Origin of the sequence: Tardiphaga sp. OK246, assembly GCF_900188215.1 — a bacterium.
Taxonomy (GTDB): domain Bacteria; phylum Pseudomonadota; class Alphaproteobacteria; order Rhizobiales; family Xanthobacteraceae; genus Tardiphaga; species Tardiphaga robiniae.
Genome location: NZ_FZOX01000007.1, coordinates 206782 through 232972, shown reverse-complemented (window position 1 = coordinate 232972; position 26191 = coordinate 206782). Strand labels below are relative to the sequence as shown.

21 protein-coding genes are annotated in these 26191 nt (G+C 55.6%); 10 read left to right on the top strand and 11 right to left on the bottom strand.

Going from position 1 to position 26191, the window contains the following annotated elements; genetic code table 11:
* Window positions 1-24: 24 nt before the first annotated feature.
* From CHC01_RS27420 to flhA, 3 genes are all read right to left on the bottom strand, one after another.
* Complete coding sequence (locus tag CHC01_RS27420; protein ID WP_089267513.1) at window positions 25-312, bottom strand: GIY-YIG nuclease family protein; 288 nt, start codon at window positions 310-312, stop codon at window positions 25-27.
* 925 nt (window positions 313-1237) lie between these two features.
* Entirely contained in the window at window positions 1238-1444 is a 207-nt protein-coding gene (locus CHC01_RS27415; RefSeq protein WP_068737106.1) for a hypothetical protein, read from the bottom strand.
* A 329-nt stretch (window positions 1445-1773) separates the two neighbouring features.
* Window positions 1774-4011 (bottom strand): flagellar biosynthesis protein FlhA, encoded by a 2238-nt coding sequence (gene flhA, locus CHC01_RS27410; protein WP_089267512.1) that lies wholly within the window; start codon window positions 4009-4011, stop codon window positions 1774-1776.
* A gap of 242 nt (window positions 4012-4253) precedes the next feature.
* Between flhA and CHC01_RS27405 the strand changes: the two genes are divergently transcribed.
* Entirely contained in the window at window positions 4254-5474 is a 1221-nt protein-coding gene (locus tag CHC01_RS27405) for an MFS transporter (RefSeq protein ID WP_089267511.1), read from the top strand.
* Here CHC01_RS27405 and CHC01_RS27400 read toward each other — a convergent pair.
* From CHC01_RS27400 to CHC01_RS27385, 4 genes are all read right to left on the bottom strand, one after another.
* Window positions 5471-5848: a hypothetical protein gene (locus CHC01_RS27400; protein WP_141137182.1), complete on the bottom strand. Its 378-nt coding sequence runs from the start codon at window positions 5846-5848 to the stop codon at window positions 5471-5473. The two genes, CHC01_RS27405 and CHC01_RS27400, sit on opposite strands and share 4 nt — an antisense overlap.
* A gap of 170 nt (window positions 5849-6018) precedes the next feature.
* Window positions 6019-6426: a DUF4864 domain-containing protein gene (locus CHC01_RS27395; RefSeq protein ID WP_089267509.1), complete on the bottom strand. Its 408-nt coding sequence runs from the start codon at window positions 6424-6426 to the stop codon at window positions 6019-6021.
* Window positions 6427-6430: 4 nt separating this feature from the next.
* Window positions 6431-7759, bottom strand: a complete 1329-nt coding sequence (locus CHC01_RS27390) for a metal-dependent hydrolase family protein (RefSeq protein WP_089267508.1) — start codon at window positions 7757-7759, stop codon at window positions 6431-6433.
* Window positions 7760-7854: 95 nt separating this feature from the next.
* Entirely contained in the window at window positions 7855-8157 is a 303-nt protein-coding gene (locus CHC01_RS27385) for a hypothetical protein (protein ID WP_089267507.1), read from the bottom strand.
* Window positions 8158-9057: 900 nt separating this feature from the next.
* Here CHC01_RS27385 and CHC01_RS27380 point away from each other — a divergent pair.
* The 5 genes from CHC01_RS27380 (at window position 9058) to CHC01_RS27360 (ending at window position 15023) form a co-directional block, all read left to right on the top strand.
* Window positions 9058-10089, top strand: a complete 1032-nt coding sequence (locus tag CHC01_RS27380) for an SIR2 family protein (protein WP_089267506.1) — start codon at window positions 9058-9060, stop codon at window positions 10087-10089.
* A gap of 10 nt (window positions 10090-10099) precedes the next feature.
* Window positions 10100-11851: an ATP-binding protein gene (locus CHC01_RS27375; RefSeq protein WP_089267505.1), complete on the top strand. Its 1752-nt coding sequence runs from the start codon at window positions 10100-10102 to the stop codon at window positions 11849-11851.
* A 105-nt stretch (window positions 11852-11956) separates the two neighbouring features.
* Window positions 11957-13528 carry an AAA family ATPase gene (locus CHC01_RS27370; protein WP_089267504.1) on the top strand — a complete coding sequence of 524 codons (1572 nt, stop codon included), beginning with the start codon at window positions 11957-11959 and terminating at the stop codon, window positions 13526-13528.
* Window positions 13529-14371, top strand: a complete 843-nt coding sequence (locus tag CHC01_RS27365; protein ID WP_089267503.1) for an HNH endonuclease — start codon at window positions 13529-13531, stop codon at window positions 14369-14371.
* A 34-nt stretch (window positions 14372-14405) separates the two neighbouring features.
* Window positions 14406-15023: a hypothetical protein gene (locus CHC01_RS27360; RefSeq protein ID WP_141137181.1), complete on the top strand. Its 618-nt coding sequence runs from the start codon at window positions 14406-14408 to the stop codon at window positions 15021-15023.
* A 147-nt stretch (window positions 15024-15170) separates the two neighbouring features.
* Here CHC01_RS27360 and CHC01_RS27355 read toward each other — a convergent pair whose 3' ends face one another.
* Window positions 15171-16394: a hypothetical protein gene (locus tag CHC01_RS27355; RefSeq protein ID WP_089267501.1), complete on the bottom strand. Its 1224-nt coding sequence runs from the start codon at window positions 16392-16394 to the stop codon at window positions 15171-15173.
* Window positions 16395-16652: 258 nt separating this feature from the next.
* Window positions 16653-17207 (bottom strand): hypothetical protein, encoded by a 555-nt coding sequence (locus CHC01_RS27350; RefSeq protein ID WP_141137180.1) that lies wholly within the window; start codon window positions 17205-17207, stop codon window positions 16653-16655.
* A gap of 427 nt (window positions 17208-17634) precedes the next feature.
* On the opposite strand from CHC01_RS27350, the gene CHC01_RS27345 reads away from it, so the two are divergent.
* On the top strand, window positions 17635-18234 hold the full coding sequence (locus tag CHC01_RS27345; protein ID WP_089267499.1) for a recombinase family protein: 600 nt from the start codon (window positions 17635-17637) through the stop codon (window positions 18232-18234).
* A gap of 282 nt (window positions 18235-18516) precedes the next feature.
* On the opposite strand, the gene CHC01_RS27340 is transcribed toward CHC01_RS27345, so the two are convergent.
* Window positions 18517-18786, bottom strand: a complete 270-nt coding sequence (locus tag CHC01_RS27340) for a hypothetical protein (RefSeq protein ID WP_089267498.1) — start codon at window positions 18784-18786, stop codon at window positions 18517-18519.
* Between the two features lie 167 nt (window positions 18787-18953).
* Window positions 18954-22136: a tetratricopeptide repeat protein gene (locus CHC01_RS27335; RefSeq protein ID WP_141137179.1), complete on the bottom strand. Its 3183-nt coding sequence runs from the start codon at window positions 22134-22136 to the stop codon at window positions 18954-18956.
* Between the two features lie 541 nt (window positions 22137-22677).
* On the opposite strand from CHC01_RS27335, the gene CHC01_RS27330 reads away from it, so the two are divergent.
* The 3 genes from CHC01_RS27330 (at window position 22678) to CHC01_RS27315 (ending at window position 26023) form a co-directional block, all read left to right on the top strand.
* Window positions 22678-24108: an SNIPE associated domain-containing protein gene (locus CHC01_RS27330; RefSeq protein ID WP_089267496.1), complete on the top strand. Its 1431-nt coding sequence runs from the start codon at window positions 22678-22680 to the stop codon at window positions 24106-24108.
* A gap of 389 nt (window positions 24109-24497) precedes the next feature.
* Complete coding sequence (locus CHC01_RS27320) at window positions 24498-24932, top strand: hypothetical protein (RefSeq protein WP_141137178.1); 435 nt, start codon at window positions 24498-24500, stop codon at window positions 24930-24932.
* A 131-nt stretch (window positions 24933-25063) separates the two neighbouring features.
* Window positions 25064-26023, top strand: a complete 960-nt coding sequence (locus CHC01_RS27315; protein ID WP_089267493.1) for a tetratricopeptide repeat protein — start codon at window positions 25064-25066, stop codon at window positions 26021-26023.
* The last annotated feature ends 168 nt before the right edge of the window (window positions 26024-26191 follow it).

The following is a 26191-nucleotide window of genomic DNA, read 5'->3' as shown; positions in this document are numbered from 1 at the left end:
GGCCCGGAATCCATAAACTCCACGTCAGCCGGAAAGCACCGGATACAAATCCATCCAGTTTGGATTTTGCTCTTCGATCAATCGGATCTTCCAGTCGCGGCGCCATTTCTTGAGTTCTTTCTCACGCGCAATGGCCGACAGGACGTCATCGTAGACCTCAAACCAAACGAGCTTGTCGACGTCATAACGTCGCGTGAAGCCGTCAACCTCCTTGCTACGATGCTCGTAGACTCGCCGTATAAGGTCGTTCGTCACGCCGATGTATAGCGTGCCGTATTTTCGGCTGGCCAGCAGATAGAAGTAATACGTCATTGCGATCACCGTGATTATCGGTGTTGGACTTCGGTGAGGAAAGTGTAGTTCGCGCAAAGCTAGGTGCAACGCGATTTTGAGCTCACTGGCTGTCATTCCGGGACGCGCCCGACAGGCGTAGCCGGCTGGGGGTAGGTCCGGAATCCATACGCGCGATCGTGGTTATGGCTTCCGGGCTCGCGCAAGAGCGCGCCCCGGAATGACAATCGAGAGAATAGGGCTTAAACATTTTTTCCTATTTTATCTTGACAGTATCCCCAACAGGATTATCCTCCGTTCATCCGGTTCGCGAGGGGCGCTTCATGAGGCGTCTTGAAGTGGAACAGGGATGCGGCGCCTGCGGGTGTGGGATGACGTACCCCGCGCACTCGGGAGGCCTTGGGTCACCGTCCGACCCCACTACGGGGGTCTGCCACTCATGCTGGCTGGACGTGGCATTGGTGAACGGCGGGAAACCGTCGGGATCAGCGGAGTGCGGAGCTCTGCGCCTTTGCCCGGAAGAACGGTCCCGGGGACAGAAATCGCCGCGGTGGCGCGCCGTGAGGCGTTGCGCGGTTGCAGCTTGCCGGCGTTCCGGTGGAGCGGATCGCGACAGAAACCACCCCTTGCGCCTCACGGCGCGCTGCCACCCCTCATCGTTTGAGGGGGACTGCTCACACCTCGGACGCGCAAGCGCCGCGAGACTGCGAGAGCGTGGCTGTTTGAAATTTGAATCTGTGATGTGGCGCGCTGGCGCGCAGAGTATCCCTCCCACTGCGCAGCTGCGCTGCTTGAGGGAGGGGGAAGCAAGAAAGCACCCCACAAAAGAAAAACGCCCGTGGGGAGCGGGCGTTTTCCATTCAGAAGTCCACTCGGGGGGAAGTGGAGCTTCTATGTATTCACCTGACGACCTTGGGGGACATCGCCACGCGAATTCCTGAATTCCTTAGCGGACCATGCTGGCGTTCGAAGTGGTGACAGCAACCGGCTGGCCTGCTTTGATCACACGAGCGCTGGCGGTCTGGCTGTAGCCTTCATCAGCATTCATGCGGGCCGAGATTCCGAAGCCTGCCACGAAGATACCGGCGACCAGAGCAACGATCACCACCTTGAGGTGGGTCATGCGATCCGCGCTGTAAATCGAGTGGTTCATTGGAAACGCTCCCTGCCGTCTTACTCTGCCTACGACCGTTTGTGTCGTGTCCGCGTCGGCAGGTTCAACTCATCACGCATAGGAAACGTGGTGTTGGGTCGTTCCGTTCCAAATAGTCGATCACAAGGCAGTGATAAGACGTGATCCGGCGCGATTGAGGCACCCGGCTTGGCCCTGAAATTCATAAATTATTATTTATTATCAGAGCGTTGAGAGTGATTCGCGCCGTCGCCCCGAAATGGCCTCGGGATGCGACATTCTGGCAAATCTCTTGTCTGTGACGAATTTACATCGGTTTCGGGCAAGGTTGCTAGCCTCTTGCCGCCGAATCAGACGCTTCCGACGGTCTTCAGGCGCGCACGGGGGTGGATTTCCGCCTGGGACAGCACGGTGGTTTGTGCGCGGAACCGTTCCACCAGCGAGCGCACGAACGGCCGGATCGAGGCCGAGGTGACCAGCACCGGCGCTTCGCCTTCGCGCGCGGCCTGTTCGAAACGATCGCGCACGGTGGTCATGAACTCCGACAGCTTCGATGGCTGCATCGCGAGGCTGCGTTCTTCGCCGGTGCCGATGATCGATTCCGCGAAGGCCTGCTCCCACTGCGCCGATAGTGCGATGAGCGGCAGGTAGCCGTTGTAGGACGTGTTCTGCGCGCAGATCTGTCGCGCGAGGCGCGCACGTACATGCTCGACGATGGTCGATGGGTTGCGCGAGAAGGCGAGGGCGTCGGCAATGCCTTCGAGGATGGTCGAGAGATCGCGCACCGAAATACGTTCGGTAAGCAGCAACTGCAGCACGCGCTGGATGCCCGACACGGTGATGAGCGACGGGACGATATCCTTGACCAGTTCGCCTTGTTCCTTCGGCAGGTCCTTCAGCAGCTTCTGCACTTCGCCGTAGGACAAGAGGTCCGACATATTGCCCTTCAGCAGCTCTGTCAGATGCGTCGACAAGACCGTGGCGGCGTCGACCACGGTGTAGCCCTTGAGCGAGGCTTCTTCCTTCAGGCCGGCATCGACCCAGGTCGCGGGCAGGCCGAAGGTCGGCTCGGTGGTGTGAATGCCCGGTACGTTGACCTGGTTGCCGCCGGGATCCATGACCATGAACTGGTTCGGCCAGATGCGGCCGGTGCCGGCGTCCACTTCCTTGATCTTGATGATGTAGGTGTTGGCTTCGAGCTGAACGTTGTCCAGAATTCGGACCGACGGCATCACGAAACCCATTTCGACGGCGAGCGATTTGCGCAGCGCCTTGATCTGCTCGGTGAGGCGATCGGTGCCGTCCGGCCCGTTGACCAGTGGCAGCAGCGCGTAGCCGAGTTCGATCTTGAGATCGTCGATCTTCAGCGATGCGGAGATCGGCTCGTCCGCGGCGGCAGCTTGTGCTGCTGCGGCGGCGGCGGGCGCTGCAGCCTGATGCGCGACTTCGGCACGCGCAACCTTGTTGCGCTTGTTGGCGGTGACGGCGAGATAGGCTGCGCCGCCGCCGAGTGCGAGGAACGGCAGCATCGGAATGCCCGGCAGCAGCGCCAGCGTCAGCATGACGCCGGCCGACATGCCCAGCGCCTGCGGATAGCCGGAGAATTGCTTGATCAGCGTCTTGTCGGCGGCGCCGGTAATGCCCGCCTTCGAGACGAGCAGGCCTGCGGCGGTGGAGACAATCAGCGCCGGAACCTGGGTGACCAGGCCGTCGCCGACGGTCAGCAGCGTATACGTGCGGCCGGCTTCCGAGAACGATAGGCCCTGCTGCGCGACACCGATGATGATCCCGCCGATGACGTTGATGGCGGTGATGAGCAGGCCGGCAATGGCATCGCCGCGGACGAACTTGGAAGCACCGTCCATGGCGCCGAAGAAGCCACTTTCGTCTTCGAGATCCTTGCGGCGCGCCTTGGCGGTGGCCTCGTCGATCAGGCCAGCCGACAGATCGGCGTCGATCGCCATCTGCTTGCCGGGCATCGAGTCGAGCTGGAAGCGCGCCGCGACTTCGGCGATACGGCCCGAACCCTTGGTGATGACGATGAAGTTCACGATCACGAGGATCGCGAACACGACGATGCCGATGACGAAATTGCCACCCATCACGAAATTGCCGAACGCCTCGATGACGTGGCCGGCCGCGGCGGTGCCTTCGTGGCCATGCGACAGGATCAGGCGGGTCGAGGCCAGGTTCAGCGACAGCCGCAACATGGTCGAGATCAGCAGCACGGTGGGGAATGACGAGAATTCCAGCGGCGTCTGGGTGAACAGCGCCGTCATCAGGATCAACACCGACATGGTGATGGAGATCGCGAGGAACAGATCCATCACGATGGCTGGCAGCGGCATGATCAACACGACAAGGATGATCAGAACGCCGAAGGCGAGGCCGATATCGCCGCGCAAGACGTTCGTCCTGATGCTGGCGAAGTCGAAACCGCCGCTCTTGGGTGCGCCCAGACCCTGACCCGCGATCAAATCCGTCATCGATGCCGCTTCCCCGCGCGAATGTCGCTCGCGACTGCCGAACGTCTGCGCGGCGGCCGAAGGGCCGCCGATCCGCAAGTGAGGCACCGCACTGGCATCCACGGGCATTCCCCCGGTCAGCTGACGAGACGCGACTCCACTCGGCAATTTTTGCCGTGTGTATGGTTAGCAAAGGGTTAACGAGGCGTTACTGGGCGGCTGTGCCACAAGCCCGGAGCCAGTTTTGGCCGAACGGGTCTGTTGCGCTGCTTCTGCATGCCTAATCCTTCGGCATATCGCTTGACCCGTGGGCACACGCCGAGGATGTTGCCGCCGTGACCATCGCGACCCCCACTTCAGATTCGATGCCGTTCCTGCCTGACTCCCGTCAGGCCTGGATCCGGCTGTCGCTTGCCTTGATCATCGGTTCGCTCGGGTCAGTCGGCATGTGGTCGGTGGTGGTGGCGCTCCCGGCCGTGCAGGCCGATTTCGCCGCCAGTCGCGGCGCGGCGTCGCTGGCCTTTACCCTGACCATGGTCGGTTTCGGCCTCGGTGGCGTGGTCGCCGGCAAGCTGACCGACCGGTTCGGCATCGTGGCCACCATTGCGCTTGCGACGGTGCTGATGGGCGCCGGTTATCTTCTCGCGTCGCAGTCCAGGGCGCTCTGGCAGTTCAATCTTATTCACGTGGTGATCGGCGCAGGGTCGTCGGCGACCTTCGGGCCGCTGATGGCGGAAGCGTCGCACTGGTTCGAACGCCGGCGCGGCATCGCGGTGACTGTCGCCGCGACCGGCAGCTATATCGGCGGCACGCTCTGGCCGCCCATTGTCAGCTGGGGCATTCTGACTTTTGGCTGGCGCTCGACGCATATCAGTGTCGGGATCGTTACAACCGTCCTGATGCTCCTGATGCTCGCGGTTCTGCGCGCGCAGATGGGCACGGTCACACGACGTAGTCACGTCAATGCGCCGCCGCCCAAGGTCGATCTCCAGCTCAGCAACAACACGCTGACGACGCTTCTCTTCGTGGCCGGCATTGGTTGCTGTGTCGCCATGGCGATGCCGCAGGTCCATATCGTCGCTTATTGCGGAGATCTCGGCTACGGCGTGACGCGCGGCGCCGAGATGTTGTCGCTGATGCTGGCCTGCGGGATTGTCAGCCGTGTCGGCTCGGGTTTTCTGGCCGATCGTATCGGTGGCATTCGCACACTGCTGATTGGCTCGTTGCTGCAGGGATTCGCACTGCTGTTCTATTTGTTCTTCGACAGCCTGGCTTCGCTTTACATCATCTCGGCGATGTTCGGCCTGTTCCAGGGCGGTCTGGTGCCGGCCTATGCCATCATCATCCGCGAGGCGATGCCCGCATCGCAGGCCGCGACCCGTGTCGGCATTGTCATATTGGGCACGGTAGGAGGCATGTCACTTGGCGGTTGGATGTCGGGCGTCATCTTCGACGCTACGGGCTCCTACGCGGCAGCGTTCATGAACGGCCTCGCTTGGAATGCACTCAACGTCACCATCATCACGGCGCTGATGCTGCGGGCGCGCCGCAGGTTGATTTTCTCCTCGGGCGCATCGGTCGCCTAAGGCGTCAGATCCTGCACCGGTGGCATCGCCGGAAATCCATCGATCGGTACGTTTTCGAGCGCGCGTTTGGCCGGGCCGCTACCGAACATGCAATCCAGCGTCGGCTCGGCAATCGCCGTCATGGTCCGCGGGATCAAGCTTCGTTTGTCCGGCGGCAGCCAGTTCTCGTTCAGCGTGGGGACGCCGCGCTCGGTGACCCCGTAGAGGATAGCGTCGAGGATGTCGCGATCGCCGACCTCGCTGATCAGCGCGGTGCGGACGCAGTCGCAGATCGCTTCGGGATGCGCATAGCGCGACACCATGAAGGGCGCGCAGAGCCGAATGAACTCGCCGCGCGGATCGGGCATCAGGGATAGGCGACGCGTGTCAGTCATCGCGATGGTCGACACCCCGCACGCCAACAGGCTGCCCAGGACAATGGGAGACAGTGTGCTGAGGGACAGGTACCGCAACAAATTCACCCGGGAAGCAACCGTAGGACGAGAGACGTGCAGGACCTATTATAGATGATGTGAGGTGCGAATGTGAATGCCGCTGTGAGGTGTCACACAGCCTGGCCGACCTTCAGCAACATGCAGCCGCTGATCTTCAGGCTGCCATCCGGCTGCGGCTCCAGCGTGTAGAGCGCATCCCACGGCACGCCATCGGCATCGACGATATGGACTTTCTGCTCGATGGTGCCACCGGACGTATTGTTCTCGGTGAATTCGAAGCTGCGATGACGATAGATGGGCGCATAGGCGTTGCGCACCATGTCCATGAAACTGTCGGGATCGGTGAAAATGCTCTGGATGCCGGGGGCCGCGAACCCATAGGCAGTCACAGCATCGTCGCGCGCCAGCGCATCGGCTTGGGAGCTGATGATCTTTTGCGCCACCGCGACATCATCCGCAGCACGGACAGGCGATGCGAGGCCGATCATTATGACGGCAAGAAAGAGGAGGCTGCGCATAGGCTCACTTGCTCAAAGTGTTCTTGTAGATGACGCCGTCCTTCATGATGATTTTGAAGTTATTCGCGGGATCGGCAATCAAGTTGATGTTGTCCAGCGGATTGCCGTCGACAAGCAGTAAATCCGCGAGCGCGCCCTGTTCCACGACGCCGAGCTTGCCGGGATAGGGATTGCGCTTGCCGGACAGCGCCAGCAGCTCGGCGTTTGTGGATGTCGCCATGACCAGCGCTTCGGCGGGCGTGTACCAGCGCGTGAGCGAGGCCAGAATTGCCCCCTGTTGCTGCGCGAGCGCGCGCGAGAACAGCACGTCGGTGCCCCACGCCGTCTTGATCTTGTACTTCCTTGCAAACTCGTAGGACCTGGCTATGCCGGGCCAGACCTCATCCGCCTTGGCTCGCTGGACGGACCCCTCCGGAAAGCCAAGCCTCAAGCCCTCGGGGAGGGGCTGCAAGCTCAACCAGATGTCCTTGTCGGCAAGCAGCCTGGCGGTCGCCTCGTCCATCAGCATGCCGTGTTCGATGCACTTCACGCCCGCGGCAACGGCTCTCTGGATCGCAGCCGGAGTAAAGGCGTGCGCGGCGACATATGTGCCCCAGTTCTCGGCCGCTTCAACGGCGGCGCGTAGTTCGGCCTCGGTGAAAGTGGTCACGTCGACCGGACTGAAGGGTGACGACACGCCGCCGCCCGCCGTCAACTTGACCTGGGAGGCGCCCTGCATGAGTTGTTCGCGCGCGCGCACACGCACCTCGTCAGGGCTGTCGGCGACGATCGCGCCACCGACCTGCTCCATGCGGGTGAGCATGCCGCCGATCGTGCGTGGCAGATCGGTCAGCTGCCGGAAATCCCCATGCCCGCTCGTGATAGTGATCATGGCGCCGGACGGATAGATGCGTGGGCCCTTGACGATGCCCTCGTCGATGGCACGCTTGAGGCCGAACACCGGCCCGCCAACATCGCGAACGGTTGTGAATCCGCGCATCAGAGTGTCAGTCGCTTCGTTGCCGGCCAGCAGATTGTTGTAGCCGACGTCACCGAAAGCCTGTGCCGGCGTCACCCGTATCAACATCGCATGCCAATGATTGTCGATCAGGCCAGGCATCAGCGTATGCCCGTTTCCTGCGACACGCTGAGCGTCTGCGACTGCTATCGGTGCCGTGGAAATACGCTCGATGACGTTGCCCTTGACGAGCACATGTGACGGAGCAGAAAGAGTGGCGCTTCTTCCGTCGAAGATTCGAACATTTTCGAAGAGCACATCGCCGGCGCTCGCGCTGGTGCAAAATGTCAGCGCAAGAATCGCTGCGAGCCATCGACTACCGACAGGGAACAACATGAGCGTTCTCCGAGCAGTAAAGCCTGCACTATGACAGATACCGGCGTCCACTTGAAGGTGGCGCCGCCACCGGTGGATCTGCGATATCGGCTGATCTACGGGGAATCCGCTCGGCCAGATGTGAATATATCTGGTTGCTCAAGCTCGTCTGGCATCGCCCATCCTTCAGCCATCAAAGCGACATGGAGCGCGGTTCGAACCTCGGGCGGCTCAATTTTCCCGAGCGTCGCCTCATTCAGAACAGCGATCAGTTTCGCCCACCGCGGCGTTGTCTTGGCTTCGCTGTCAACGTAACGCTGCACCCATCTGACCGCCGCCAGGAGAGAAAAGATCGTGCGGTTCTTCGCCGGGGTTTGCCCGGGCGCCTCAGGCATCAATCGAATTGGTTCAAAGATCATTTGCACACAAACCGACTGCTGAAATTTGCTTTATCGTGCCACAGAGCCGGCAATACGCAATGGGTGCCGGTATGCCCCGCAGCAACTGCACGCTGCCTTGAAGGCTGTGATCAAGCGCGATCATCGTCCTGGATGCGCTGGCCGACTCTGAGATGCGATTACGGTCCGGTTCATCTCGACCGGCCGCGAGATTGCGGGCGCAAAGTCTTTGCACGTCGACCCAACCCTCTTCCCTACTGACGAAAATCCCCCCGAATTAAGATCGCCAAAGTGTCCGCCGTCGACGACGATTGTCTCACCGGGCTCGAGGCCCGGCTCATGCGGGCAATCAGCAACGCTTCAGAGGACAGAACGCGTACCGAATGGCTTGGCTGCAAAAAGCAGACCCTCACAGACTGGCTCTAAATCGTTGGTGGGCCCGGCAGGACTCGAACCTGCAACCAGACCGTTATGAGCGGCGAAGAGAAGCCACGAATTCGAATAAAAGCGTGGAAAAACAACAATCGAGGCGCGCCTTGACTGCGTTCGCGAAGCATCGGTTCGCCGTTATCGTTGGTTTAAAGTTGGTTTGTCGGCTCGCGCCTCAGATCTGCGACGCAACGCGAGTTCTTCAATGAAAAGTGCTTAATTCGAGCGGGAAGTCTAACCCGGTCGACACTCTCTCCGCCGGTCATGGGATAAAAGGCAGCGAATTCAGTTAGCTGTGTTTACTGTCTGCTTCCCCTCCAGTTCATCCTGCATTTTTCTCGGACTTGGGCGGCTCTTCCCGCTCGAAATTCGGCTAGCTACACCCGCATATGCAGAGGCGTCCATGATCGTGGATGAGGACGCAATTAGCGTGGCAAAAGTTCCTGCAAACGGTTAGCGTTCAATTAGACTCATCCACCACCAGAAGTATTCATGACAGAAGCAAGCTCGATTGAGGCGACGGCGAAGCTTGCCCAGAGGTGCTTTGCAAGCAATCCAGTGGTGATTTTAGGGAGTGGAGCGTCCCTTCATCACGGACTGCCGGGAATGACAGATCTCCAAGAGGCACTGGCTGCAGATATCCAAGCTGACGCTGGTGCAGAAGCCGACGCTTGGCACCAAGTTCAAGCGGCGCTCTCAAGTGGCAATCATTTAGAGCAAGCCCTTGGAGCCACAGCGCTACCAGCATCTCTGACGGCGAAAATCATTTCTGCTACATGGAATTGCATTAGCAAAAAAGACCGCGAGGTCTATCTACGTGCCGTAGTTGGCTCGGAAAACTTTCCAATCAGTGACCTGCTTCAGAGACTGTTCCAAAGCACCAACACCTCGATCAACATTGTTACAACAAACTATGATCGTCTGGCGGAATACGCGAGCGACGCAGCCGGGATTGCGTTCGCTACGGGCTTTTTGCCCGGCTACATTCAAGCGAGAGAGGGCAGTGATCGCATAACCATCTCTCGCGGGGGCAAAGCGGCTAGAACGGCCCGCATTTGGAAAGTGCACGGATCGTTGGATTGGTTTCAACGCAGCGATGGTACGGTCGTCTCTGCGGCACTATTCGAGCTTCCTGCCGCGTTGCTTCCTCTTATTGTATCACCCGGCGTAAGCAAGTTCGAACGAACGCACGACGAACCTTTCCGTTCTGCAATTCAGGGCGCTGATCGCGCGTTGGAGCACGCCCTCGGCTATCTGTGCATCGGTTTTGGATTTAGAGATACTCACATTGAGCCAAAGCTTGTGGAGCGCTGCCGCAATACCAACGTGCCTATAGTCGTCCTTGCGCGCTCTCTCACTGAAGAAGCTAAGGCCTTCCTCAAATCGAAAGCTGGCAGCAGCTATCTTGCTTTAGAAGAGAGCTGTGGCGGCACTCGCGCGTACTCTCACCAGCATCCAGACGGGATTGATCTCCCGGGCGATGACTTCTGGTCGCTTAACGGGTTCATGCGCTTAGTTACTTAAAGGGGTAGCCATGTCGATATTCGATTATAAAGATAATGATGCGCTTGGTGCGGTGATTTCTGTTGATACGGCGACGGTCACGGTCCGCGTTGACGATATCGAACGCCTTCGGCGCGTGCAGGTAAACCGGCTCGCTGTGCTACAAAGTAGCAAGGCTGGCCAACATCTTCTTGGGGTGGTCACTCGCATCACGCGCAAGGCTGACGACCGAGCCAGCACGGATATTGATGAACCGACACCCGAGACATCGCTCCCTGAAAACAATCTAGTTAAAATAACAATGATAGGAACTCTGTTGGACAGGGTTGGAATGACAGATAATGTTTTTAGGAGAACGTTGGAGACAGTGCCTGAAATTGACGCGAATTGCTTCGCTCTTGAAGGCGCGAGACTGACTAGGTTTATGCAGGTTATCTCCAACGTCTCTGGTGATGGTTCGCGCCTCTCACTTGGGACGTATACCTTGGACGAGGATGCAGAAGCATTTCTGAACGGCAACAAGCTGTTTCAGCGACATGCAGTTGTCGTAGGCAGCACCGGGTCCGGTAAATCATGGACAACAGCGCGCCTACTGGATCAGATCGCTCAGTTGCCGCAAGCAAACGCCGTTCTGTTTGACATTCACGGCGAATACAAATCGCTCGACGGTGATGAGTTCAGGCATCTACGAATCGCCGGATCAGTCGACATCGAGAAGAAAACCGGCTTGAAAGATGGCGTCCTGCACCTTCCTTATTGGTTGCTTGGATATGAGGCGCTCGTCTCTCTATTTGTAGATCGAAGCGATCAGAACGCGCCAAATCAGTCCATGATCATGACGCGGAGCATAACTGCGGCCAAGCAAAAAACTCTCGTGGAGCCTGTATACAAAGAGATACTAGCCAACTTCACCATTGATAGCCCAGTACCCTTCGATATGAAGTCCGTTTTTTCAGACCTTGAGCAAGCTAACTCAGAGATGGTCGCGGGTGCAAAAGCCGGAACAGAAAAGCAGGGGCCGTATTTCGACAAGCTGACCCGTTTAATTGCTCGTTTGGAGTCCAAGAGACAGGATCGGCGATTAGGCTTTCTTTTTCAGCCTCCAGAGGAGTGTATGAAGATGGAGTGGCTCCCCGCCATGGTCCATTTGCTGATTGGAGGACGGGGCTCACAGAAGGACAAACGAGGTGGGATCAAGATAATCGACTTTTCAGAAGTTCCCTCTGATGTGCTTCCCCTGATGGTCAGCTTGCTCGCCCGGCTCATCTTTACGACCAATCAATGGACGCTGAGCGAAAAGCGCCATCCGATAGCGCTTCTCTGCGATGAGGCGCATTTATACATTCCCGAACGCAGCGCTGCAGACAGCGGCGATGCTGTTTCAGTTCAGATTTTCGAGCGAATAGCGAAAGAAGGTCGAAAGTACGGTGTTGGATTGGTAGTCATCAGCCAGCGTCCTGCCGAGGTGAACCGTACCGTACTCAGTCAGTGCAATAACGTCATCGCAATGCGCCTCACCAATGGCGATGATCAAGCGGTGATTACGCGTCTCCTTCCAGACAGCCTTGCAAGCTTTGGCGATCTGCTGCCAATACTAGACACCGGCGAGGCGCTGGTTGTGGGCGACGCTAGCTTACTGCCTACAAGAATCCGAGTGGCCGAGCCGCGCAAAAAGCCAAATAGTCACACGGTAGACTTCTGGGATCGTTGGAGCGAGGCGACTGCGAAGTCGGATACCGAGCGCGCCGTTACGGCGTGGAGACTGCAAAGCTTTCAAGGGTAGCCGCAGCGCGGACGTGCTCGAGCGCATGCCCTTTGGTCGGTCGTGACGTAAACGACTCACTGAGCACGATTCACGTCCTTTCGGCAGACAATTGGAATATCACGAATGAGATTTCGCCTAGTTAGCCAAGGAAGTGCCGCCAGCTCAGGAAATGAAGTTCTCCTGATTCCGGATAACTGGAACGATTGGTTCGTCTGGGTCACGCAATTTTACGCGGTTGTCGTGTACCCGGACGGGACACGCGTGGACATTGGCCAAGTTAAAATCGCGTCAGCCGGAATGACGCCCAATTCCGGTAAGACATTGTTGCCTCCAGATTTCCCCGCGCTAGGCGAAGAGTACTTTAGCATCGGGCAAGCGGAAAATTACTACGAAACTCTCAACGAGCTCGGTCCCGGGTACAGAAAGTGGTTCTTGGCCGCATTGCGCGACTGCGCAAGCGATCTGACTATCCTCAGCAAGAATGAGCAGGAGCCGGTCCTGCAGCAGTCCCTTTTGAGGGATATCAATTCAGATCGAGTGCGTGACCGTCTGCATAGACTGGCAAATGGGGATGCAGCGCTCTCGGAATACGCATTTCGGTATGTTTTCCCGCAGTCCACCGAAGACGTCGAGCCAGCTCTTGTTTTACCCTTTGAGGTAATACCCAATTCCTTACCGCCGACAAACGTTCACGTTCTTATCGGTCGGAACGGTGTAGGAAAAAGCCGGTGCTTCGATTTGCTGAGCCGAACGTTCTTAAGCCTGCAATCTCCAGAAGGAGCCCCTGCAGGAGAACTCCAATCAATCAACATAAATCCCTTCACCTCGTCTCCCGGCGCACATGGCTTTGCCGGTCTGGTCACTGTTTCGTTCAGTGCGTTTGACCAATATGGCCCGCTAACGATCACTAAAAGCGACAGCAAGGTGCGGTATTCTTACATTGGACTCTTAAAGGACATCGCAACCGAGGCTCCGTCCACGACGCAGTCGTCCATGGTTAAAACTCGTGCTGAGTTGACCGAAGATTTTGTTTATAGCGTGGGAACGTGTCGAGTTGGGGCAAGGAGAGAAAGGTGGGCATCCGCGCTGCGAAAATTGGAAGCAGATCCTCTGTTTGAGGAAGCGAACGTCTCAGCTATCGCCGATGAGAAGATCGAAAACTGGGCCGACCTTGCGCGTCGCACGTTCGCTCGAATGAGCTCCGGCCATGCAGTTGTGCTCCTTACGGTAACACGATTGGTTGAGCTAGTTGAGGAGCGGTCATTAGTGCTTATCGACGAGCCGGAGGGACATCTGCACCCGCCGCTTCTCTCCGCATTTGTCCGCGCTCTATCTGCACTACTGATCAATCGTAACGGTGTTGCGATTATTGCAACTCACTCGCCTGTCGTACTGCAAGAAGTGCCGAAAGATTGTGTGTGGATACTCAACCGTTCAGGTCGACAAACACGCGCGGACAGGCCCGAACTCGAAACCTTCGGGGAGAATGTTGGAATTCTGACGAGGGAGGTCTTTTCGCTTGAGGTCGTACAAACTGGCTTCCATCAGATGATCTCGGACGCAGTGCATGGAGCGTCATACGAACAAGTTCTGCAGAAATTTCATCACAAGCTTGGAGCCGAAGCTAGGGCACTCGCGAGAGCTCTCACTTTAATCTCGAAGGATGAAGCGGGCTCAGGTGAGGGGGATGAATAGATGCGTTCGCTCCCCCCTCCATTGATTAGCACTGCTCAAGTTCTCGCATCGTGTTTGACGGGTACCGATGACGCAGATCTCAAGCGTCGGATTGGGAGCATCGCTGGTGAGCTCGACATTGTGGGAAACGACTATGATGCGTGCGGTAAGCAGCAGATGTTGCACCTCATTGCACGCGTTACTTCAGTTGGATCTGTCACCAAACAAGAGCTGGAGAATCTGTATTCTAACCACCTGAGTGCCTCGGGTGGAGCAGCGCGATACGTATACGACGCCATACGAAATGCGGTGCCGAATAAGAGATGCCCACTTTGTGGGGTGGGGACGGTAGCGGTTTTGGATCACCATCTACCCAAGTCGAAATATCCGAACCTGTCGATAACTCCTGCCAATTTGGTACCGGCCTGCCATTTTTGTAACAACACAAAGAGAGCTCGGTTTCCCAAGGGCGCGGGCGAACAGACATTGCATCCGTATTATGATGGGTACCTAATCGATCAATGGGTTTGGGCTAAGCTAGACCAACTGTCTCCGCTTGTAGTTTTGTATTTCGCTCAGGGACCGGATCATTGGTCTGATGTGGATAGAAGCCGAGTCTTGCGGCACTTTAAGATCTGTGGGCTTGCAACAACGTTTATGTCGAACGGCAATGACGAGCTGTCGGTGCTCAAGGGGTACTTGGAGGAGCTTTATCTAAAGGGCGGATTCATCGAAGTCGCCGCATATTTGAGCGAGCAAGCTTATATCCATGCGGTGCGACCTAACAGTTGGCAGTTTGCCATGTACCAGTTGCTTTCAACGGATAATTGGTTCGTGAATGGCGGTTTCAGAAACATTTCATAAGTTGTTGCGTTTGGCTCGAATTGGGATCGGTCTCATGAGCCTGTCGCTCGTCGGGTGCTTCGGCTCTCCGCAGCTAAGCAAGGAGGAGGAGCAGCTTCTTGACGCGATGATGTTCCTATTCACGGGCATTGAGGACAATGCCCGTGATGAAGTCGGATTGACTTCGTGGCGGCGAGACCGGAGTAGGCGCGCGCTAGAGTTTGCGAAGGTCGGGCGCAATCGCGTTTTCGGCTCCGATGAAGCGTTCAATCAAGCGGTCCAGAACAGCCGATACCTTAGAGTGGTGGAACGCATTACTCTCATAGAGCCATGTGTGTTTTCTTTCGAGGAGATAACACAGTACTCGCTCGGTGAAAGTCAGGATGATTTCAGCGTCGCCTCATCGAAAAATGCGTTGAATACATATGCCGTCGATCTAACAAGGGCTCATGTGTTCAACTTGAACACTGAGGACGCGGATCGGTCCAAGGCCATTATCGAACTTGCTGGTCCGAGAGTGATCTGTTTTGAGTTAGGAGCATGCGAGAACGCATGGAATAGTTTTTTCGCTGGCCACGATCTGGGGCGATTCAGAGGCGGGGCTGACGAGAATCAACGGCGTCAACGTGCCGTTGGATTGATAAAGAAATCGTGTCCGGGAAAGGCATTCTAGAGCCGTGCCGTCAAAGTGGTGCGCTCTGCCGGGAATAGTATGGGAGTAGTCCCAAGGATTGGCCTGCGTCGTGGGCAACGTAAGGCGGGCGTCGTACTGGAGCGTTCACCTGCGTTCAGGAAAGCGAGAGAGATTGCCGTTTTGTGATCATCGGGGTTTCCCGTAAAGCTCCAACTCCTTCTTCACAATATCCGCTGCAGTTTTGAGCCATTGCATTTCAGGCAGCCGCCCAGCTATGGGTCCGATTGATGTTGCTCCCGAAAGTGCGATTGCCAATAGTGTCGCGACAATAACTTTCGATGCCGTGCTGGAAGCCGCATCGAGAGTTTTCGAAGCTGTCTTCTGCGCGAACTCGACCCCAAACCCAAATATAACGCTGATTAAGTTTTCCGCGCTACGTAAGACCGCGAATGCAGCTTTCTTTGTCGCCTTAACGGGATTCGCCAAGAGCTCGTTCAGAAAGGCCAGTGTTCTCGGAACCTCTGGATCGACATACTCTGAGTGATGCGAGAGGGACTCAACCAGCTCCGACGTTGCTCGCTGAAGCGAGTAAATGTCGCCGCTATCGAAGTTCGTAGCTGCAGCGTTTTCTAAAAAATTGTTCCACTCCGGAAATTGACCAACGAAAAGCTGAACGCCTCGTGTGTATGCGTTGAGCATAGAGAACACCGCCGATGGAAGCTCCTGTTCCAAAGCGGAGCACATCATCTCACAGCTTAAAGTCGCCAGTCCTATCCGGACTGCGTCAATACGGCCGGTCAATTGGAAATTAAGGTGCTGCATTCGGTCCAAGAGGCGTCGGTCACAGTTCGAGAGCTCCAATTCTTGAATTATCTCCTTTCCTGTCTGTAGCAACTCGTCTCTAGCGGACTTTATGATCCGGCGACGATTGGCGGGTGGTGCGCTCACAGTCTCTTTGATCGAGACTTTATTGCCTCGGATCTCAAACTGAACGGGCGCTATTTTCTGGGCCGGAATTAAAACTTTCAGTCGGAGTAGAGCTTCCGACGCCACTGGAACCCCAATCACCTCAAGTTGGATATTTATTCGGTTGATCAGGCGCTCGATTGCCATCAAGGCGGTATCGTCGTATCCGCCGCTATGGTCGGCGTTCTTCGAAATTCGGAGTGAGCGTAAATTCGGCAAATAGTCAGGATTTCCTGTGATGCCAACAAGTACTTCTAACAATTCGACGAGATGCTTCTCATTCGTGCCAGCTTGACGGCGGGCTGACAAACTGCCGCCCTTCAGCGGCGAAATGCAAAGGCGAGCAGCCTCGATGTCACGAAACATCTCTCGATAGATCGCAATACTCGCTTGATCCCGTTGGCGAACGAGCGCGTCGTACGGCACCTCTAGCGTTTGCTTCAAGGCGTGGATTGTAGAGTGAGCTAAAGTAATTAGGTCGCGATTGCTATCACTGTCTGACAATGATCACCTATGAATCGTACTCAATTTTCTCTCGATTTGTGCCAGACTTCGGACGTTGTGTCATTAAGTTACGATTACAAGGGAGGCGAGCGTCGGTGAAGTATATTCTTCACGGATGTTGCGTGCCACCGGCCCCGCGTGCTGTCGGGATACCGTGAGCATCAAGGATCGTGGCGCTTTCTCAAAGATCGATCTTGTTCATTTCCTAGGCTCATAAGATAGCGAATATTCGAACGGGGGAATGGCTCGCGGAGAGTCGGGGTGAGTTGTGACGTACGTAAAATCTCCCAGCTTAATCAAAATCTCATCGCCTATAACTTTAATAGCGCTCCACGCCAGTTTGCTCTGAGCGCGAAGGTCCTCAGGCTCAAGCGGAATCCGAGCTTCGCCTAGAACAGTGTCTCCGTCAGGCGACCCTTGACCCAGCATCCATTTTTGCGTTGGGCCATGCAGGGCAATGGCATCGTGCGTCAATCTATTTCTAAATGACATTATATCGTGGATCGCGCCGAGGGCCTTGTTCAAACCTGAGGCCTTCAAATCGATGCCTTTGGCCTTCGCAGCTTCCTTCAACAATTGAATTTTTGCTCCGCCCGCTGTCTTATTGAGGAGGAAGTGTGCCTGCGTTTGAGGAACGCCCGTTAAGACGGCAAGAGCTTGGATCATGGTGTTCTCGATCATTCCTAGGTCGAGTATGAAATGGCCAACCGCCTGCTCCACGGCCCGCCTTTCTTTATCGTCTGAGTAGTTCATTGTGTGGCACTCCATACATTGCGGTAAGACGTGACTTGCGTACTCAAAAAACGGCCAACAAGAGATCCATCATGCTATCGAGTATGGCTTAACTGATGTACCGGAATTAGTGGTCGGCGAGCGTGAGGCTCAAACGTTATCTGGATTGCTTCCGGTTCTGCTGGGCCCGCATGACTGCACATGGAATGAACTACTGCTTTTTGGTCGATTTCTAGAAAGCAGCTTCGACGCCAACTTGCTTGCACAGTGCTGAGTGCGTCTCGAGAATGGGCAGGTTTGAGCGGAACGCCCCGTTTAGGGCAGCTGTACCGAAAACCCCCTTGACCGACGGGCTTTGATCCATTGGAAAAGCTTATAAAAACAGCCGCTTGAGACGCATACGGAAACCATGTATTATCCGTACAAGTCGGTAGGAGGCGGCTGATGGATGATGCGGCACAAGCGGGTTGCCCTTTATCTGCGGGTATCAACGCAGGACCAACGAACCGATAATCAGTTGCGCGAACTAACGGCGGTTGCTGAGCGGGCAAACTGGCAGGTGGTCGGGACTTTCACCGACACCGGCATATCTGGCGCGAAAGGCCGCAAGGATCGTCCGGCTTTCGATAAGCTACTTAAGGCGGTCACGCGTCGGGAAGTTGATTTAGTTGCCGCATGGTCGGTCGACCGGCTAGGTCGCTCACTAACCGACCTACTGTCCTTTCTTGGCGAACTTCATGCCAATGCCTGCGACCTGTACCTTCATCAACAGGGCCTCGACACCAGCACCCCCGCTGGACGGGCGATGTTCCAGATGATGGGTGTGTTCGCTGAGTTCGAGCGAGCGATAATTCGGGAACGAGTTGTCGCTGGGCTCGCCCGGGCAAAAGCAGAGGGTAGGAGACTCGGCCGCCCGACGGTCGGCAATGCCGTTGAAGATGCGATCAGACAAATGCGCGGCGGCGGACTTGGAATTCAGAAAATTGCAAGGACACTTGGCGTTGGAGTATCAGTGGTCCAGCGGGTGATAGGAGCACCAGTAGAATAGCGCAATAGGAATTGGGCAGCGAGGTGGGTTTGCGCGTGACGCGTTCGCTCGCCTCTAATTCGAAGCTAGGTCATTTATCGACATCGCGGCGTGAGACAACCAAGCCATATGACCGAGGTAAGACTCGAGGGCGCGGTGAACCTCAGTCATAGGCGCTGGAAGCGCACATCACACGAGGCGACATTCGACAGTCCGCAGTGTCGCATTTGCGGCCGATTCGTATTTAACATGGCATCGCCGCACGCTTATTAATTGCTTGTTGGCGTCCACGCTGGGAGCATGTCAACGTGCAATCTGCTTCCATTTTCCGTCTCGGATCGCGAGCATCATTTTGGCGACCGGCGCGGACACCCGATCTGCAGGCCCTTCGGCCGTTGCTTCAACTGTACGCCAGTCGATGGAAACTGTGCCGTCCGCCGCCACCTCGTAGAGTCCGGCACCCACCGGTGTGCCCATGATCTTCTCTGTCTTCACGGGGCGCTGAGCAATGTCTTGTGCTGATGCCGCGACGGGCAGCAGGGCGGCGATTGCGGCAATCAATGTAGTTCGCATCGCTTGTTTTCTCCCTTTTTACTTGAGCCACGATCCTGAACAATCCTTCCAGAGGAGGACGCTTACGCCCTCGCGCTTCCTCCCACGGGCATTCATCCAGATGTCGATCTCCTCGGGCTCAGTCAGTACAACAGCGTGGTCAAATCGACCGTGCGTTCTGTCTCTTGTTATTCTGCAACTTTGTTCAATATCTGCATTGCATCCTTGAAAAGTCGAACGGCATCGGTGGCATCGTCTGATTTGCTAAGTGAATCGATGGTTGAACGGTAGGCCTCGGCGAGATTAATAGCTTGGTCCTTCGTTAGGGTGCTCACTTGAAGTAACTTTTGTAATTCATTTGCTGAATCCGCCGCGATTACTCTTGCCTGCTCATTCTGCTTTTCTCCACCTAAACCACGCGCAAGCAACAGAAGAGAATTCTGATAGCCGATCCTCCAGCCCACATTGTTGGGCTCCATAGATATCAACTGTCGGGACGCTTTTACATCTCGAAGCGAGTGGCTGTTGGCTGCACTATACTCCCCATTTCTTTGATAAGCTTCAGCGAGGCGGTAGTGAATAAGGGATAGTGAATCGATCCAAGAAATTGATAGTTCATTTGCAAATCGTTCTGCAACAGATGCTGCTCTCGAAAGAACGTCAATCGCGTCGGAGGTCCTCTGCTCCTTCATGTAAAACTGCGCTGCTTGCTTCCAAGCGTTGAAAGCCGCGCGACAAACCGATTGATTGTTCGGATGTGTATCAACGCCAATACGAGCACTTGACACGGCGTTCTCAAACGCCCGACTGGCAGCGTTTTTATCGTCAGTTGTATCGTTTGGAAGCGAGCCAACGTCTGTCCATATGGAAATCCGTTCTTCGGCTTGGACGACGTGACGAGGTTCCAAAGCGAGCAGCTGTTCGATAGCCAGTGCTGCAGCCGAGTATCTAGTTCGGGCCGCCGAAAAATCGCGATGATCCTTGGCTAGGTCCCCCATCTTTAGTTGCGCACGAGCGACTTCGCGAAGGCCAGAAGAATATCGTGGATACCGGCGCTTTAGAAGCTCCGCGATTCCTAGCGCCTCGTTTAGCATTGCTTGAGCGGTCTCTTGTTGCTCGCTGTTTGTGTATGAGCCAGATCCTCTCGACAAGGCGAGCGCGAGCCGAGCCTGATAATCTGCATTGTCGGGGTCCACCGCCACCGCTCGACGCGCCAGCGCGATGGATTTTTCTACCCCTTCTCGAGCTTCCTTCGTGTTGCCTTGCGCAGCTTGGAAAATCGCAAATTCCATCACAATGCCCGAGTAATCGCGAATGACATCTATGGATGAATCGTCCACGGCGCGAAGTTTGTCCAGTATTCCAATTGACTCAGAGAAGAGAGCCTTTGCCAGATCTAGGTTCCCCGCATCAAACTCAGTTTGAGCCTGCGTTGATTTTAGGACGGCAAGGCATTTCTGACACCTATACGCGGTCGGATCGATTTCGGCCGCTCTATCGCCGTACTCCCGAGCCAGATTGCCAGCGATTCTAGCGCCGTCCGCATCACCGACTAAGTCTAAGTAGGTCGATAAATTGTAGTATCTCGATAGCATGCCGGTTAAGTGTGAGTGAGTGGGAGAGTCTCGGGCAATTGGCTCGGAAATCGATATTGCAATCCTGATAGCGTCGATTGCCTTACTGGTAAGGTCTTGAGCTTCGTAGAGCTCAGTATGAATTGCGTGTAGTGCCGATATCTGCTCAGCGTTTCGGGCGGGCGAATCGGGCGGAAGTGCTTTTGCAACACGGAAGGCCTTTTCAAAGAATGCTTCAGACGCTTCGATGTCTCCGCGGAACGCCAATCGGTAAGCTCTCGAGGTTAGAGTTTCTAATAGATCATTCCTCGCACTACCGTCGGTAGACTCGAGTAGCTTGATAGCTCGATCTTGGAAGCCGATCCCCGTTGCAAACTTTCCTTGCGAAATGAGCGAACTGGCTAGTCGCGATAGGCTTACAGCAACCGTTTTCCTGTCTGAGTTGGCAACGAGCGCCTCGTAGCGGCGAAAGCTTTTCTCCGCGAGGGCCAAGCGACCTGCATCATCGGCAGCGTCGCCTAGTCCCAGCCATCCGTCTGGATTCGAAGGGTCCAACTCGGTTGCAGTGCTATACCATTGAATAGCCTTCTCTGCGTTCTCTAAGGCGACGCTTGCTCCTATGTTTCGAGCCGCCTCGGCTTGAGCTGCTTGCGACTTGCTAACGCTTTTCTTCTCCTCTTCATACTTTTGCATCCAAATAGCCTGCGCTACTAGAGTGCGTCCCTGTTTTGCTTGATCGATGGCCATATTAATATTTGGTGTCGCTGATGCTTTCTCAAGCGCTGCGATGAACGCATGAATTTGTTCTCGTGTTGGAGGAGGTGCTTTTGCAAGAAAAGCTGAAATGATTTGATCGGAAGTGGCTGCATCAATGGTCGGGCCGCCGACGAGCCTCAGAGCTCCTTGCACAATGAGAATCAGTATAGCCGCGATAACTGCTAGGCGGATTAGAAACGGCACCCAATTGCGGCTTCGTTGGGGAGGAAGGGTTAATCTCGGTTCAATATATGTTGTCGCCCTTTTGCAGGCATTTGGAGGTAGCACCTCCTCAATAAGGAAGTCGCGTAAGCCACAGTACATATCGTCGCCGCGGCTTAGAGGTTTACAGATGTTCACGTGATCGGCTTCGACAGGAACCGGGCCGACGCCCACAAGACCAGCATCAGCGCTACTGGCATCGACGATCAGACCCACGCTTGTCGCACGGGTTTCAAAGAAGGTCTTCTGTTTGAGATTGGTCGACCATGCGCGATACCACTGATTTAGCTCGCGCAGGTGTGAATCGTTCTTGAGCAAGTCCATTGCGGCGGTCGATGGCCATGCGATTAGCCTTAACGTGTCCAAGATTGTTGCGTGGGCCGCACCAGAGTGAGGTGTTCCTAAAAAAACAACAGCGCGGACACTCTCAAGTAGTCGCATTACCGGTTGGCGATAATCTTTCTGATCATTCGCGGCACGAAGTACTTGTTTAACAACTAATCCACCTAGGCTATGACAGACGAACGTAATAGGAGCTTTGGAAAGCGCCTTCTCACGAAGAAGCCGTTCAAGAACTGTCGTCGCCCGGTCTTGAAGAGGGAGTGAGTTGCCGATCCAGTTGGTAACCGGGGCGTCATAATACAGCGTCCAAACGTCTACATCAGGCACGTCTTGGGCCAGCCAGACTGGCCAAAAGCTGTCTGACGATTTGGAAGATTGCCATGTAGAATAGGGGTGTCCGCCTAGGCCATGCACGAAAATAACATGGCCGCGAGGCATCCCGCCTTGCACACTGGCGACTTTAATCAGCGTCGTCATAGATGACTCCGGATAGTAGCTCGGCTGCTTCCATCGTCTGCTACCTGAGCGGTTGCAGTTGAAAGAGCTAACGATAACGTTGCTTTGATAACAACTGCAATGAGTAACCGTGAGGCGGATCTGCTGACGGATAGCAAGTCCGCTTGTCGCTGGCACGATCCTTCGGAAAGGGGGCGGCGATTCGTATGTTCGGGGATTTTGAGCGTTTCCCAACCTTGCGATCCGTCTGCGACCGGCCCCGCGCTTCCCCTCGGGGCACCGGTCCGCAGGATGGACGGTGACGCGACTTGCCGTGCCTTTGGCATTTCGGCTTCATCAACCATTGTCGGCTCACACCATTCGTTCACTACTCCCGTTAGCATTCTACTTGGCGGCTCGTGCCAAAGTGAACCCGTGATCGAGAAAACTCGACAGGGGAGCGTCAAAATGGCTCTAATCATCATGCCGTTCATATCTGCGGCCGCCGCTGTGCTAGTCGCCGGCCTCCTTACTAGTAAAAGTGGCGAACGCCCGGGGGCGTCGACGCAATTAAAGGCCTGACATGGTCGATCAAGAAGATACGTCAAATACCGGAAATGTGCCGTGGTGGGGCGCACGCAGATACGCGCGGGCGTTGCTTGGTGAGGTAAGCAAGCTCGCTCACGAGATCGCAGCCGAGAAGGTAAAGACCCATAGATTGGGCGAGATAGCCCAGAATCTGCTCTCCGACGCAAAGGAGATCAAGTCGGAGAACGAGGAGCTCAAAGTTCGAATGCAGCAGCTTGGCATGCTGTCTGTGGTCGAACTGGAAGCTCGGAAGGCGGAACTGGGGCGAGATGCCGAAACCCTGAGGCGCGAGATTGTAGCAGGGCGCGATTCCATCGAGGCAGAGCGGGCGCAGATAAAGCAACAGCATGCTGACGCTCGTCAGTCTATCATTGAAATCAACGAAATTGCGCTGCTTCAAGAGGCAGGAATTTATGAATACCGTCACCCTCTGAAGGATGTCGTCGCATATGAAAGTGCGCTGAAGCGTCTCGAAGACAGTATCAAAGCTGCCATCAAGCGGGATGGTCATGCGGTTCAGGCCGATACAAATTGGACAGTCAACGGTTCCAAAGCTGAGGGGCTGAAGATGACCCGGGATATGTCCAAGCTGATGTTGAGAGCCTTCAATGCCGAAGCTGACGCGATCATCCGGGGCCTAAAGCCCTACAAACGTGACAATGCAATTCAGCGGCTCCAGAAGGTTGGAGAAACGATCCAGCGTCTAGGCCAAGGCATGCAGATCCAGATTTCGCCAGCGTATCTGCAGTTGCGCATCGATGAAATTGAGTTGACCTCGGACTATTTGCAGAAGCAAGCCGAGCAGAAGGAACTGGAGCGTCAAGAACGCGAACGGCTGCGGGAGGAGAGGAAGGTACTCCAAGAGATCGAACGGGAACGGGCCAAACTTGAGAAGGAGCGTCAACATTTCTCAAATGCACTGCAAGCATTGGAGGAGAAGGGTGACGTCGAAGCCGCCGAGCGGGTGAGGGAGCAACTCAATGAGGTTGCAAAATCCATCGAAGATGTCGACTTTCGCGCTACCCATACCCGAGCCGGTCACGTCTATGTCATCTCGAACGTTGGCTCGTTCGGTGAGAACATCGTGAAAGTTGGCATGACCCGTCGCCTCGATCCCCGGGATCGCATCCGCGAACTCAGCGATGCGTCGGTGCCCTTCAACTTTGACGTTCATGCGCTTTTCTTCTCTAGGGATGCAATCGGCATTGAGTCCGCGATGCATGACCGGTTAGCGGCTTTCCGCGTCAACGGCGTGAACCTACGCCGAGAGTTTTTCCGCGTCTCGGTTGCTGAAGCCAAAACACATTTAAGCGAGTTGGCTGGCGAACTGCTTGAGTTCAATGAATTTGCGGAAGCTGAGGAATTCCGGCAGACGCTTCAGTTGACCAAGCCGACGATTGGATCATCGTTGCCGTTGGCCGTCTAAGCCAAGACGGCGGCGGTTGGGATGACGCATGCTACGATGATTGTTGCGCGGCGCCGAGACGTTGCTGCATATGTGGCGCGTCGTCTTCGAAGATGAGAAGAATTGATCAGCGAGGGACGAATGCAATTGCGCAACGTGAATTATGCGGTCGTAGGAACCCTATTCTCAGTCGCTGTCTTCAGCGTTTATCCTGTCATCACCGGAAAATGGATGTTCGCTTTTTTTAGCATCCCGTTTGGGAGCCTGTTAGGTTTTGGTGGCTGCTTTCGGTTCCTGCGAAAGTACAATCTTCCCGTGACTGCTACGTGTGGGGAGGTGGAGGATCGTATGAAAAAAGAAGCCATCTCCAAGGACTGATATGTTTTTTCCGGATTCGGGGCAGGAATCGCATGAAAACGATCACATCTCAGCAGAGTCTCTCTCCATCTCCTATCAGAGGATGGTTTGCTGGCTGCGTCGCGGCAACTATTGCTCTTTTCCTGCACGGGCTAGTTACAGCTTCGATGGAAAAGAACGAACTTAGCGTCAAACTACTATTCATGGGCTTGTTACTGTCTATTACTCACTTCGTATTCATTGCCATCTTCACGGCTATTCCGGCCATCATATTCCTGTGGTTGGCCTATAAACTTCGGCTCGAATATCTCATACTTTTTGCGAGTTTTGGGGGCGCGCTTGGGTGGCTTGGCATTAAGATACTCGATCCCTTTTCGAGGGACAGGATTCTCTGGGAATTCGTTGTGGCCGGTGCAATCGCAGGTGTTGCAGCTTGGTACTTCAAGAAAGTGCCGAACCTGCACAATGTGCAAGTGTCATCGCGGTGACATTCGAGCTAACGAAGAGCTGCCATGAGCGCTGCTAGCTGAAGTGGTTGTCGGTTTCGACGCTCGGATTGTCCATTCGTTAATCGTAAAGTCTTGCCCTCTGTTTACCAGCGGCGTCATAAGCTTCACGTATGACACGTGGCCGCTGGATCATAGCAATTGTTGCGAGTGTTTTCCTGATTGCGATGGCACAGCTCATTTTGCCCTCGATCATAAGGACTTGGCAGCAGCGGCAACTCGCGAATCTCTTAAACGGCCCTCCGCCGAGCTACGAGGTTCTCCCAACCGACACTCCGCTCAAAGCTCTCCATAAGCAGGCCCGGCAAGCCGAGCGGGCTCGTGACTATCAGCGCGCTGTTGACCTTTACACGCAAGGTCTAGGTGACGCATCCTACAATGCCGATGAGCGTCGTGACTTGCTGCGCCAGCGTGCCTTTGCGCACGAGGACTTAAAGCAATACGACCGGGCCGAGGCCGACTACAACGCGGCACTACAGATCGAGCCTTTAGACCCTGACTTTTATAAGAAGCGTGGCTTTTATTTTTCCCGTCGCGGTCGTTATGAAGAAGCGCTCGCAGATTTCCGCATGGGTCGTGAACTTGACCTGACCGACGGTGGTTTTGCCTTCGGCGAGGGCGAAGTCTATGGCAAGCTCGGCCAGCATGAAAAGGCAGTGGAAGCCTATAATGAGGCGATCCGGCGGGACGCAGGGGTTACGAGCTACTACCGTGAGCGTGGCAACGCTTACAACGCACTCGGCAAAGTCAAAGAAGCCAAGGTCGATTACGATAAAGCTCTCGCTATTGGGTACTATCCATTTCCGGCGCCACGTGAGACTGCCGATACGCATCTCGGACGCGGCTATGCCTTATATCATCTCGGTCGTTATCAAGACGCAATCAGCGATTTCGACGAGGTCTTGAAAATCATGCCAAAATCGAGCCGAACACTTGCGTGGCGGGGGACGGCTTACCAGAAGCTCGGCAAAGGTACTGAGGCAGCTGCGGACTACAGGGCTGCGTTGGCTATTGATCCAAAGAACCGGACCGCCATCGATAACCTGAAATCACTTGGGGTACAGCCGCCATAATTCCTCGTAAGCGTGGGGATCATAGGTCGCGGATAATCTTAGCATTGTTGCGAAACTTTCGCATTGTTCCTTCCGCACTTTATTCGTGACTGGTCAGGTCGCCGCGACACCACCATTGCGGAAATGAAGGACTTCTGAAGTTCCATCTAAAGCGCGTTACTATCTTTA

Coding starts and splice junctions, on each gene's coding strand:
- CHC01_RS27420 (WP_089267513.1), bottom strand. CDS start 312: ATGACGTATTACTTCTATCTGCTGGCCAGCCGAAAATACGGCACGCTA.
- CHC01_RS27415 (WP_068737106.1), bottom strand. CDS start 1,444: ATGAACCACTCGATTTACAGCGCGGATCGCATGACCCACCTCAAGGTG.
- CHC01_RS27405 (WP_089267511.1), top strand. CDS start 4,254: ATGCCGTTCCTGCCTGACTCCCGTCAGGCCTGGATCCGGCTGTCGCTT.
- CHC01_RS27400 (WP_141137182.1), bottom strand. CDS start 5,848: ATGACTGACACGCGTCGCCTATCCCTGATGCCCGATCCGCGCGGCGAG.
- CHC01_RS27395 (WP_089267509.1), bottom strand. CDS start 6,426: ATGCGCAGCCTCCTCTTTCTTGCCGTCATAATGATCGGCCTCGCATCG.
- CHC01_RS27390 (WP_089267508.1), bottom strand. CDS start 7,759: ATGTTGTTCCCTGTCGGTAGTCGATGGCTCGCAGCGATTCTTGCGCTG.
- CHC01_RS27385 (WP_089267507.1), bottom strand. CDS start 8,157: ATGATCTTTGAACCAATTCGATTGATGCCTGAGGCGCCCGGGCAAACC.
- CHC01_RS27380 (WP_089267506.1), top strand. CDS start 9,058: ATGACAGAAGCAAGCTCGATTGAGGCGACGGCGAAGCTTGCCCAGAGG.
- CHC01_RS27375 (WP_089267505.1), top strand. CDS start 10,100: ATGTCGATATTCGATTATAAAGATAATGATGCGCTTGGTGCGGTGATT.
- CHC01_RS27370 (WP_089267504.1), top strand. CDS start 11,957: ATGAGATTTCGCCTAGTTAGCCAAGGAAGTGCCGCCAGCTCAGGAAAT.
- CHC01_RS27365 (WP_089267503.1), top strand. CDS start 13,529: ATGCGTTCGCTCCCCCCTCCATTGATTAGCACTGCTCAAGTTCTCGCA.
- CHC01_RS27360 (WP_141137181.1), top strand. CDS start 14,406: ATGAGCCTGTCGCTCGTCGGGTGCTTCGGCTCTCCGCAGCTAAGCAAG.
- CHC01_RS27350 (WP_141137180.1), bottom strand. CDS start 17,207: ATGAACTACTCAGACGATAAAGAAAGGCGGGCCGTGGAGCAGGCGGTT.
- CHC01_RS27345 (WP_089267499.1), top strand. CDS start 17,635: ATGATGCGGCACAAGCGGGTTGCCCTTTATCTGCGGGTATCAACGCAG.
- CHC01_RS27340 (WP_089267498.1), bottom strand. CDS start 18,786: ATGCGAACTACATTGATTGCCGCAATCGCCGCCCTGCTGCCCGTCGCG.
- CHC01_RS27335 (WP_141137179.1), bottom strand. CDS start 22,136: ATGACGACGCTGATTAAAGTCGCCAGTGTGCAAGGCGGGATGCCTCGC.
- CHC01_RS27330 (WP_089267496.1), top strand. CDS start 22,678: ATGGTCGATCAAGAAGATACGTCAAATACCGGAAATGTGCCGTGGTGG.
- CHC01_RS27320 (WP_141137178.1), top strand. CDS start 24,498: ATGAAAACGATCACATCTCAGCAGAGTCTCTCTCCATCTCCTATCAGA.
- CHC01_RS27315 (WP_089267493.1), top strand. CDS start 25,064: ATGACACGTGGCCGCTGGATCATAGCAATTGTTGCGAGTGTTTTCCTG.